The sequence below is a fragment of the Microvirga sp. GN3 genome (assembly GCF_055792825.1).
Genome location: NZ_JBVVAK010000216.1, coordinates 1 through 11,074, shown reverse-complemented (window position 1 = coordinate 11,074; position 11,074 = coordinate 1). Strand labels below are relative to the sequence as shown.

Genomic DNA, 11,074 nt, shown 5'->3' with positions numbered 1-11,074 from the left:
CGCCACAGGTGGCCGGCCAGGTGACGGTAGCGGGGCTCGCCCAGACCGATCCGACCGCCGCTTTCGAATGCTCATCGCAACCTCCTCCTTCAGGGTGTTGCGACGACCATTTGAATCCGCCCAAGCTCTTTCGCTCCACCACGACGCTCATCGCAACATCCATCGGCGCCATCGGAATCGTCCTGGTGCTCTATGCCTGGCGCCTGCCGCCCTTCGAGAGCTCCGTCCAGATTACGGACAACGCCTATGTGCGCGGACAGGTGACGCTCGTCAGCCCTCAGCTCGCCGGCTATGTGGCCGAAGTAGCCGTGCAGGATTTCCAGCGCGTGAAGGCCCGGCAGCTTCTGGTGAAGATCGACGACCGCATCTTCACCCAGAAGCTGGAACAGGCGAAGGCGACGCTTGCCGGGCAGCAGGCTGCCCTGGCCAATTCGGAGCAGAAGCGCCGCTCGGACGAAGCGCGTATCGTCTCCAGCGAGGCCCAGGTCGCCAGCACCCGGGCGGCACTCAAGGCAGCGGAAGCGAGCTGGAAGCGGATCGAGCCGCTGCTGGAGCGCGGCGTCACGACCCAGAGCCAAGCCAACCAGGCCCGTGCCGCTCTCGATCAGGCCACCGCGGCACTGCATCAGGCGCAAGCCGCATTGGAGGTGTCACGCCAGGATCTCGCGGCGACGCTCGTGAACCGCCAGTCCCTCGAAGCTGCGGTGCAAGGCGCCGAGGCGGCCGTCAGGCTTGCCGAGATCGACCTGCAGAACACGCGCATCGTGGCGCCGGAGGACGGCCAGCTCGGAGAGGTCGGCGCCCGCGTCGGGCAATATGTGGCCGCCGGCACGCAGCTCCTCGCCCTCGTGCCGGAGCGGATCTGGGTCATCGCGAACTTCAAGGAAACACAGCTTGCCGGCATGGAAGCCGGCCAGTCTGTCACCTTCACCGTCGATGCGCTCCAGCATGCCGAGCTGAAGGGCCATATCGAACGCTTCTCGCCGGCCGCCGGTTCGGAATTCAGCGTGATCAGAACCGACAACGCGACCGGCAATTTCACCAAGGTTGCGCAGCGCGTGCCGGTGCGCATCGCCATCGATCCCGGCCAGGCACTCGCGGAGCGTCTGTCGCCAGGCATGTCGGTGGTGGTGAGCGTGGATACGCAGGCTCGGGGGAGTTGAGGTTTGGGCTCGATTTTAGGATTTACCTCGGGCCTTCATCTTGAGAGATTGGCTTCAGCGAACTCTCCAAGGCTGCTCTATGCTGCGATTGGCGTCGCGTTCTCTCTGCCTTGCTTTGTGGGATAGAGGCTTGGGCATGAGACCCGGCGCTCTCGACGTATGGCACTAGTCGGCCAGTTCGACCGAACAACACCTTGGTATAGATTGATAACCGTCTCGTCTGATCGACAAGCACCCCGGCATCCTGCTTCTATCCACGCCGGTTCGGGAAGAATCGCTTCTGGACGCGAACAACGATTCACCGAATGATCGCCAGAAGACCTTCCCCCTTCTAGGCAAAGCAGGCAGTTAGATCGCTGTAGGGGCCGCTCTAGCTGCCTGCACTTGTTTCCTCTTTGGGCCGCTGACGAAAGCCCTTTCTTTTCGAGCTTGGATTACTTGAACCTATTTTAATGATGGTTCCCTTTGGGTGGGTCGGCGTGAATTGGAAACGAGACGACATCTTTGAATTGGTGTATTACGTGGCTCTGATCGCCACTGCCGTTGGAGCTCTGGCGTGGATAATCCTTGCTCTAAATGAGCTCCCATGATCCCATAAGCTGATCGCGACAAGGATGGGCGCGGGTTACCTCAACAGCTCAGCCTCTGGGCCAGATACTCCTTTACGTACTGGCCGGGAGCGATTTCGATCAGCAGCCAACGCAGATGCTCTTGGTCGTCCTCTTGAGCTTCTCATCTCGAGTGCGCTCGAGGGCTTCAGCCTTCTGCCGAATTGCATCAATCCTGGCGGTAGTCTCCTCATCGCTAAGAGTCTTTGCTGCCGTCGCTCGTGGAGCCGTGTCCTTTGCTGCGGGCGCCTGAGCCTGTGCAGCCTGGGACGCAAATCCGAGAGCTAGGATGGAGACGGCTAAGAGGATGCGCATTGATTGGCTCGCTGGGAGAGTTCTGAGTTTCTCAGGATAGCACGAACAATGCATCCGCAGGGTGTCTATTCCACGGCCAATTGCACCCATAGTGGAGACTACCCCTCCTATCTAACGAGACCGAGCTTCTGGCCTGTACCCTTCCCCACAGACAAGTGTGGGGGATATCTCAATCATGGTTGCTCCATCATCGGAGCGGGCGTAGGTCTTGCGGGATTTAGAGGACACGGAACCAAGAAAAACCCGGCTCGAAAGCCGGGCTTAAGTTTGGAGGTTTAAGTTAATGCCCACCCCCACCGCCGGCCGGAGCCGCGCGCGGCTTTTTGATGAAAGGCAAGGCGCAGACCAAGCCTAGGAACAGCACGGTCAGGAGCAGGAACACGTCGGCGAAGGACATCACCAGGGCCTCGCGCCGGACCATGTTCGCCATGGTCTTGAGTGCTGCCGCGTTCGCGTCCGTGCCGAGCGCCTGGAACTTCATCGTCAAGGCGTTGAGCGTCTCCATCGCCGTGGAGCTGTCCCAGGTGACGCTCTCGCGCAGGCGCTGAAGATGGAGATCAAGGCGGTTGTTCAAGAGCGTGTTGATGACCGCCAAACCAACCGCGCCGCCAAGATTGCGGGTAAGGTTGTAGAGGCCCGACGCATTCTTGATCCGGTCCGGCGGCAGCGTTCCAAGCGCGATGTTGTTGATCGGCACCATGCAGATCATGAGGCCGACGCCGCGGAAGATCTGCGGCACGAACAGCTCCCAGAAGTCCCAATCCTTGGTGAGACCGGTGATCTGCCAAGTGCCGAAGGCGAAGGCGCCGAAACCGATGGCCATCATCAATCTCGGATCCATCTTGCGCGACAGCATTCCCGCGACCGGCGCCATGAGGAACATGGTGGCGCCTGTCACGAACATGGTCTCGCCGATCTGAAGCGACGAGTACCCTCGCACCCGTGCCAGATAGACCGGATAGAGATAGGTCAGGCCATAGAGACCGATGCCCATGACGAAGCTGAAGGCGGAGCCCGCGAGGAAGTTGCGGTCGGCGAAGGCGCGCAGATCCACGATGGGATGCTTTGCCGTGAACACCCGGTAGAAAAATCCGACACCGCCGACGACACAGACGATGGTCAGGATCAGCACCGCCTCATCCTGGAACCAGTCGTTCAGAGGCCCCTCCTCCAGCACGTATTCGAGGCTGCCGAGGAAGGCCGCCATGAGGCCGAGGCCGGCCCAGTCGAACGACTTGAACAGGCTGAGATCCGGCTCGTCGAAATCGACCAGGAGATAGGTCGACACGGTCACGAAGATGCCCGGCACGATGTTGACGAGGAATAGCCAGTGCCACGAGAAAAGATCGGTCAGGTAACCGCCAAGCGTCGGACCGATCGTCGGTGCGAGCGTCGCCACGAGGCCGATGATCGGCGAGATCACGGGTCGCTTCTCCGGCGGGAAAATCGTGAAGGCCGATGCGAAGACCGTCGGGATCATGCCGCCGCCGATGAAGCCCTGCAGCGCACGGTAGACGATCATCTGTTCGATGTTCGTCGCGGTCGCACACATGAAACTCATGAAGGTGAAGCCGCCCGACGCGATCACGAACATCCAGCGCGTCGAGAGCACGCGCGAGAGCGTGCCCGAGAGCGGGATCATGATCACTTCCGCGATCAGGTAGCTCGTCTGCACCCAGGAGATTTCTTCGGACGAGGCGGAGAGGCCGGCTTGGATCTCGGCGAGCGAGGCCGAGACGATCTGGATGTCCAGGATCGCCATGAACATGCCGAAGACCATGCAGAAGAACGCGAAGGTCCGGCGCCGGTCGAGCGGCGCCGGCTTCGCGGCAGGTAGGCCTTGCGGCCTCTGCGAGATGGCAGCCGATGCGGCCATGGTGCCTTACTCTTTGATGCTGGCCGTCTTTGAAGGCTCGGCCGAGGTGCGGGTGTCGACGTCAACCACCACCGACAGGCCTGGACGCAGTAGACCCTGCTGGGCGACCTCGGGGCTCACAGTGACGCGAACGGGCACGCGCTGGACGATCTTGGTGAAGTTGCCGGTGGCATTTTCCGGCGGGAGTAGGCTGAACACAGAGCCGGCAGCAGGCGAAACGCTCTCCACCGTGCCGACGATGTCGGAATCGGGGAAGGCATCGACCTTTACATGCACTTTCTGACCGGGTTTCACGGAGGCGAGCTGCGTCTCCTTGAAATTGGCATCCACATGAACGCTGGTCAGCGGAACGAGAGCCGCCAGACGGGCGCCGGGCTGAACATAGGTGCCGACCTCCATGGCCTTGTTGCCGATGACACCATCGACAGGAGCGCGGATTTCCGTGAAGGAGAGGTCGCGCTGCGCCTTATCAACAGCGGTCTGGTACTCGGCGGCGAGGCGCTCACCCTCGATCTGCTGGGCGGAGAGAACTTCCACATTGGCCTGGGCGGCGGCGAGCGCGGCCTGGGCGCTCTTCACATTGGCGTCGGCGCGGTCGCGGGCGGCCTTGGCGTTCTCGAGTGCGGCCCGGCTGGTATAGTCGGATTTGGCGAGCTGCTGCTGGCGCGCATAATCGCTCTCAGCCCGCTCGGCTTCTGCCTGCGCAGCCGCGATCTGGGCGTCTGCCTGGGCAGCAGAGGCCCGCCCTGCCTCGATCTGGCGACCGATGCGCGCGATGGCACTCTGCTGGGTGGCGAGCTTGTCCTTGGCGGATTGGAGAGCGAGGCGATAATCGCCGTCATCGATCTTGGCGATCAGATCGCCTGCCTTGACGCTCTGGTTGTTCGTGACCGCCACGGAGGAGACGTAGCCGGAGATCTTGGCCGACAGGATCGTGATGTCAGCCTGCACATAAGCGTCGTCGGTCGAAACCATGAAGCGCCCGTCGGTCCACCAGTGGAAGCCCTCGTAGCCGCCAAAGGCAAGAGCTGCAGCCAGAACGGCCAAGATGATCGGCTTCTTGCCGAGGCCCTTCTTCTTGACCTTGGGCGCTGCCGTCTCCGGAGCCATCTGCACCGGCTGGGAGGCTTGACCGGATTGCCCTTCCCGGGCGGTCTCGGAGCCGTTCGTTGCGCCTTGCTCAAACTCGTCCCGGTAAGCCATCTCAAACCTCTTCAAAGCCGACACAAAGCCCTTGAGCCAGAACGGCTTGGGGCTATCGTTCAGCCTTGATCTCTATTGAATGCCTGCCATATATGATTTGACCGAACGGTTCGGTCAATAGCTGAAGAAGGAAATATTAGACACCATGAGCGCCGTCCATGACAGCACCCGGGACCGAAATCCTTCCCCCGCTGCTGACGAGAGCCCCGAGAACGCCAAGCGCCGCCAGATCCTGGAGGGCGCCCGGAAGGTTTTCCTGGCGCAGGGCTTCGACGGCGCGAGCATGGGTGAAATCGCCAAGGTCGCCGGCGTCTCCAAGGGCACGCTCTATGTCTATTTCGACAGTAAGGAGAGCCTGTTCGCGGCCCTGACCACAGAAGAGAAGCAGGGGCTGGCCGAGGTCCTGTTCAAGCTCGATGCGGAGGACCCCGACGTTCGGGGGGCTCTGACAAGGCTCGGGATCAGCTACCTGCGGCGCCTGGGCACGCCCGAACATATCTCATCGATCCGCATGGTGATGGGAGCCGCGGAGAAGTTTCCGCGTCTCGGGCAGGCCTTCTACGAAGCCGGCCCCTGCCAGGGCATTGCCCGTCTCAGCGCCTATTTCGACCGTCAGGTCGAAGCCGGACGGCTATCCATCGAAGATACCGGCGTCGCCGCGCAGCATCTCCTCGATCTTTGCGTCTCCGGCATCCTGCGCCGCATGCTCTTTTCCGTCGGCGAATCGCCGACGGAGGCCGAGATTCAGAAAAACGTGGAGAATGCGCTCCGGGTGTTCTTCGCGGCCTATGGGCCGAAAGACCCGTCTAATGATCCGTCTGCAGGGCCTCGGCTACGCGCGCTTTGAGCACGTCCGGTTGGCGGAGGATCAAGGCGCCGCGGGTGCGCTCAATCAGCCCCTCCTGGGTCAGCATGGTGAATTCCCGTGTGATCTGCTCCCGGCGGCAGCCGATACGGGCCGCCACGATATGGTGGAAGGGCGGAGGCGTGATGACCCGCTCCCCCGACCTGTCCTGCCGTGGCGTCGAGAGGCGCAGCAGTTCCGAATAGAGCCGGTGCCGAAGGTCGAGGACGGTCTGCTCCATGAAACGGGCGTTCAGCTCGCGGATGCGGGAGGCCATGAGGCAGAAAAGCCGCTCGGCAACGGGCTGATGTGAGAAGAGAAGCTCCTTGAAGACGGAAGCCGGCATCACGCAGGCCTCGCCACGGGTGAGCGCCGTCACATTGGCGGAACGCGGCACGCCATCGAGCGCGGCCAGCTCCCCGAACAAGTCACCAGGCTTCATCTCATAGAGGATGACCTCCTTGCCCGAGGCCGTCCGCATGAGGACCCGGACTTCGCCTGAGAGGAGAAAATACACGTCCGTCGAGGGCTCATCGAAGTCGACCAGGACCTCCTCGGGATCGAACCGGCGCCAATTGGCCCGCGACTCGAAACGCTCAAGGTCGATATCCAATCCCTTGAACAGCTTAATCCCGGCGAGCCGCGCCATCGGTCTTCTCCCCCTGAATGCTATCCTTGGCTATAGCATAAATTTTCCATAGCCAGTATGGTCCTATCACCTATCCCTTTCTCAGCCCTCAGCGATTTTGTCACTGGCGATTCAGGCTAGGCTTCACGGGGACCGGACAGCATTCTCGCCTACCCCCTGAGACCTCCAGGGACCTTGCCAGAGCCGCCATCCCACGCCAAAAGGCGGCATGCTTCACGTCAACGACCTGACCTACCGCATCGGCGACCGGCTGATCCTCGACCACGCCTCCTTCAACCTGCCCACCGGCGCGAAGGTGGGGCTCGTCGGGCGCAACGGCGCGGGCAAGACCACCTTGTTCAAGATCATCCAGGGGGAGCTTGCCACCGAGAGCGGCAGCGTCACCCTCCCACGCGGCATGAAGATCGGTGCCGTGGCCCAGGAGGCGCCGGGCGGTCCTGAGACCCTGATCGAGGTGGTGCTCGCCGCCGACAAGGAGCGCTCTGCCCTCATGGCCGAGGCCGAGACGGCGGACGGCATCCGACGGGCCGAGATCGAGACGCGCCTCACCGATATCGGCGCCCATTCCGCGCCTGCGCGGGCTGCCGCGATCCTGCACGGCCTCGGCTTCGATGCCGAGGCGCAGAACCGGCCCTGTTCGGATTTCTCGGGCGGCTGGCGCATGCGTGTGGCGCTCGCCGCCGTGCTCTTCACCGAACCGGACCTGCTGCTTCTCGATGAGCCGACCAACTACCTCGACCTTGAGGGCACGCTCTGGCTCTACGATTACCTCGGACGTTACCCGCATACGGTGCTGGTCATCAGCCACGATCGGGAGCTCCTCGACGCCTGCGTCAACCACATCCTCCATCTCGACCGGGGCAAGCTCACGATCTATCGCGGCGGCTACACCTCGTTCGCCAAGCAATATGCGGAAAAGCGCGAGCTGACTGCGAAGATGGCGGCGAAGCAGGAGGCCGAACGCAAGCATCTCCAGGCCTTCGTCGACCGCTTCAAGGCCAAGGCCTCGAAGGCCAGGCAGGCGCAATCCCGCGTCAAGCGGCTCGCCAAGCTGGAGCCCGTCGCCATCATCGTGGAAGACGATGTGCTGCCCTTCAACCTGCCGGGGCCGGAGCGCGCCGCCGCCCCGCCGCTGATCACGGTCGAGAGCGGTGCCGTCGGCTATGGCGAACGGATCGTGCTCGATCGCCTCAACCTGACCATCGCGCCGGACGACCGGATCGCGCTGCTCGGCTCTAACGGCAACGGCAAATCCACCTTCTGCAAGCTCATCGGCGGCAGGCTCGCACCGATGAAGGGCGATATGCGCACGCCCACCCGCATGGATGTCGCCTATTTCGCGCAGCACCAGCTTGACGAGCTGAACCCGAAGGCGACGGCCTACGACCACGTCGCCGAGCGGATGCCGGACATGCCCATCGCCAAGATCCGCGCCCGCACGGCGCAGATCGGCTTTCCGGGCGCGAAGGCGGACACGCCGGTCTCTGCGCTGTCAGGCGGCGAAAAGGCGCGTCTGCTGATGGGATTGGCGGCCTTCAACGGCCCTCACCTTCTCATCCTCGACGAACCGACGAACCACCTCGACATCGACAGCCGCACGGCCCTGATGGAGGCGATCAACGATTACACGGGCGCCGTCATCCTGGTGAGCCACGACCGCTTCCTGATCGAGGCCTGCGCCGACCGGCTCTGGATCGTTGGCAACGGCAGCGTGAAGACCTTCGACGGCGACATGGACGATTACCGACAGCTCGTGCTCTCCGGCGATCTCGATCCGCAGAAGCGCTCCGACAAGCCGCAGGCGCCCACGGCCTCCAAGGTCGACGAACGCCGCGCCGCAGCCGAGCGGCGGGTGGCGCTGGCGCCCCTGCGCAAGAAGCTAGAGGCCATCGAGAGCCGCATGGCGAAGCTCACCGACGTCATCGGCAAGGTCGACGCCGCGCTTGCCGACGGCACCGCCTTCCAGAAGGATCCTGCAAAGGCGACCGAGTTGTCCAAGATGCGCGCCGAGGCGGCCGCGACGCTCGCCTCCGTGGAAGAGGAATGGCTGATGCTGAGCGGCGAGATCGAGGAAGCGAGCGTTTAGCCCCGGCTGCCGTGAACCAAGGATCTCGACCGTTAGAGCGGCGTTCATCCTCGGAGCCATAGATTGGCGTTCTCGAGAAGGAGAACAAAAATGCTTCGCACGGTATTGGCGACAGCGGTGCTTGCCACTGGAGTAATGTTTGGGGCGCTGCCGGAGGCCCAGGCGCAAAGCCTGGTGCCCTGTGCGCGGGAACACGGGTTCTGCCGCGTCCCCTATCCCACTCGCGTCGTCTATGGCATTCCCGGACGGAGCACGGAGGTCTTCGTGCGGGAACGCGGCATTCCCTGCTCAAACCGGGTCTTCGGCGATCCGGCACCGGGCGTGCCCAAGCGCTGCGCCTATGTTGCCCGCCGCTATGACCGGGGCGAAAGGTGGCGCGACGACGGCTACTACCGTGGGCCTCCGCCACGCGGATACGAGCGCGGTTACGACCGTGGTTTCAGGGACTACGACGACGGCTATGACCGGCCTGTCCGACGCTACGACGTCTACTGATGGAAGGCACGGGCCGGCGGCCACCCAGCCGCCAAATTGACGACGCGACCGCGTCACCTCGACCTGTACCACCTCCTGTCTACTCCCCCAGGGCGCCGGGTTACCTACTCGGCGTCCATGCAGAATCGGAACAGGAACGTATTCTCGAAGGAGCCTTATGGGGGAGGCTGACAGATGAGGATCCAGATTTCCGCCTGCACCGATAAAGGGTTTTCGGAGGGCCTGCTGCCGATGGCCTATCTGACCGAGAGTTCGGCGCTGGCCGTCAACGACAATGCGGCCCGCTCTCAGACCAAATCGAAAGTTCGCCTGCATTGGAAGCGCATGGGCTGTCTCGCCCAACATGCCGTTAGGTAAATATGGAGTGCGGGACAGCACATCTGGCCGACCATACGTGAGGTAGCTTTTGCTGCCTTTGATGGAGGCCACGATGAACCAAGTCCTGTCCTATTGCACCGCACGGCTCTTCACGCGGGCACTCGTGCCGCTCGCACCGTTCAAGGCCAGGACGGTCGAACCGGGCAACGACAACGATCCGTTGGCTCCGTTCCCGTGCGTGTGGCGATAAAGAGAACCTCCGATGTCGCGAACCCGGAACGTGCTCGCCCATGATGGCTGTTACTTACCTCCTTTGGTCATTTGAACGGTCGTGGCTTGGACTGCGACATTCCTCTGCCGTTGACTGCGCCGACCCAGCGCCTGATGGAGAGGACTTTGACCGCTGCTCATGATCTTGAAGAGATCGTCGATCTGTTTGCCATCGGCAGGCCGTCGAGCAACGCCGAACTCTTGCCGGTGAAGATCGCGACCCTTCCTCTCAAGAAAGCAGTTACCCTGGTCATTGAGGATTGGTCCGACGACAAGTTCAGGCAGTTGAGCGCTGTCATTCAACGGCGCTCAGGTCCGGCCATCCGCAACCTCGACGACATCAGACGCCTTTATGATCGTGCGGTCACCGTCACCGGGTGCTGTGCCAAGCGGGCTGTCTGATCCATTTCCTGGAAAAAAACTGTCAGTCATGGCGCCTGCGTCTCGCCTGCGCTATACCGACGCCATGCGGTCAGAACCCTTTGCAATCCATCGCCTCGGTTCCGGAGACATCCAGCTTCTGCGCAAGCTGAATGCTTTGTTCGCCGATGTTTTCGGCGATCCTGTTTCCTATGCATCCAAGCCACCGAGCGACGCCTATCTGGAGAACCTGCTCGCGAAAGAACACGTCGTCGTCCTCGTAGCGCTAGCGGACAACGAGGTTCTGGGCGGGCTCGTGGCCTATGAGCTCGAGAAATTCGAGAAGGCGCGGCGCGAGTTCTATATCTACGATCTCGCCGTCAGAGCCGAGTATCGGCGTCGGCGCATCGCGACCACGCTCATCGAACACGTGCGCGAGATTGCCGCGCACCGCGGCGGCTGGGCCGTCTATGTGCAGGCGGATTACGGCGACGATCCGGCCATCGCACTCTACGAAAAGCTCGGCACCCGCGAGGAGGTGCTGCATTTCGATATCGCGGTCACGCCGTCGCCTCGTGGTCCCTCCTAGAGCATCGGACCCAAAAGTGGACCCACTTTTGGGATCCAATCCGATGCTCCACTCTTTGAAGAGCGCATCGTTCTGGGCGGAAAACCGGGTCCACTTTTCGCTGACGCGGCCCTCTGGGTCCGCACGATGCGCTAGGAGCAGCCGCGTAGACGAGCACAATTCACCCCAAATGCTTTAGTCGGCCCTGAATAACCCACAACTTCTTGGGGCAGAAGGATTCTTCGCCCTCGCGAAGCATCGTAAAATGCTGGTTCCTGGGTGCTGACCCGCACAAAGCTGGTGTATTTCATGGGACCCA

At 62.3% G+C, this 11,074-nt stretch carries 11 protein-coding genes; 8 read left to right on the top strand and 3 right to left on the bottom strand.

Annotation, left to right across the window (positions count from 1 at the left end):
- Window positions 1–110: 110 nt before the first annotated feature.
- Window positions 111–1,163, top strand: a complete 1,053-nt coding sequence (locus ACS5Q1_RS43535) for an HlyD family secretion protein (RefSeq protein ID WP_473104060.1) — start codon at window positions 111–113, stop codon at window positions 1,161–1,163.
- Between the two features lie 1,203 nt (window positions 1,164–2,366).
- Here ACS5Q1_RS43535 and ACS5Q1_RS43530 read toward each other — a convergent pair.
- The gene (locus ACS5Q1_RS43530; RefSeq protein WP_473104058.1) at window positions 2,367–3,962 is read right to left on the bottom strand and encodes a DHA2 family efflux MFS transporter permease subunit; all 1,596 of its coding nucleotides are present in this window, start codon (window positions 3,960–3,962) and stop codon (window positions 2,367–2,369) included.
- Window positions 3,963–3,968: 6 nt separating this feature from the next.
- Window positions 3,969–5,165, bottom strand: a complete 1,197-nt coding sequence (locus ACS5Q1_RS43525) for an HlyD family secretion protein (RefSeq protein ID WP_473104057.1) — start codon at window positions 5,163–5,165, stop codon at window positions 3,969–3,971.
- A gap of 145 nt (window positions 5,166–5,310) precedes the next feature.
- Here ACS5Q1_RS43525 and ACS5Q1_RS43520 point away from each other — a divergent pair, with 145 nt between their 5' ends.
- Entirely contained in the window at window positions 5,311–6,012 is a 702-nt protein-coding gene (locus ACS5Q1_RS43520) for a TetR/AcrR family transcriptional regulator (protein WP_473104056.1), read from the top strand.
- Here ACS5Q1_RS43520 and ACS5Q1_RS43515 read toward each other — a convergent pair.
- Window positions 5,972–6,658 carry a Crp/Fnr family transcriptional regulator gene (locus ACS5Q1_RS43515; protein ID WP_203440139.1) on the bottom strand — a complete coding sequence of 229 codons (687 nt, stop codon included), beginning with the start codon at window positions 6,656–6,658 and terminating at the stop codon, window positions 5,972–5,974. The two genes, ACS5Q1_RS43520 and ACS5Q1_RS43515, sit on opposite strands and share 41 nt — an antisense overlap.
- A 208-nt stretch (window positions 6,659–6,866) precedes the next feature.
- Between ACS5Q1_RS43515 and ACS5Q1_RS43510 the strand changes: the two genes are divergently transcribed.
- From ACS5Q1_RS43510 to ACS5Q1_RS43485, 6 genes are all read left to right on the top strand, one after another.
- A complete protein-coding gene (locus ACS5Q1_RS43510) occupies window positions 6,867–8,744 on the top strand; it encodes an ABC-F family ATP-binding cassette domain-containing protein (RefSeq protein WP_473104055.1) in 1,878 nt (625 codons plus the stop codon).
- Between the two features lie 90 nt (window positions 8,745–8,834).
- Window positions 8,835–9,239, top strand: coding sequence for a hypothetical protein (locus ACS5Q1_RS43505; RefSeq protein ID WP_473104054.1), 405 nt, complete (start codon window positions 8,835–8,837; stop codon window positions 9,237–9,239).
- A gap of 174 nt (window positions 9,240–9,413) precedes the next feature.
- On the top strand, window positions 9,414–9,596 hold the full coding sequence (locus ACS5Q1_RS43500) for a hypothetical protein (protein WP_473104053.1): 183 nt from the start codon (window positions 9,414–9,416) through the stop codon (window positions 9,594–9,596).
- 73 nt (window positions 9,597–9,669) lie between these two features.
- The gene (locus ACS5Q1_RS43495) at window positions 9,670–9,807 is read left to right on the top strand and encodes a hypothetical protein (protein WP_203440143.1); all 138 of its coding nucleotides are present in this window, start codon (window positions 9,670–9,672) and stop codon (window positions 9,805–9,807) included.
- A gap of 146 nt (window positions 9,808–9,953) precedes the next feature.
- Window positions 9,954–10,229, top strand: a complete 276-nt coding sequence (locus ACS5Q1_RS43490; RefSeq protein ID WP_473104052.1) for a hypothetical protein — start codon at window positions 9,954–9,956, stop codon at window positions 10,227–10,229.
- 64 nt (window positions 10,230–10,293) lie between these two features.
- The gene (locus ACS5Q1_RS43485; RefSeq protein ID WP_473104059.1) at window positions 10,294–10,776 is read left to right on the top strand and encodes an AAC(3)-I family aminoglycoside N-acetyltransferase; all 483 of its coding nucleotides are present in this window, start codon (window positions 10,294–10,296) and stop codon (window positions 10,774–10,776) included.
- Window positions 10,777–11,074 lie beyond the last annotated feature (298 nt).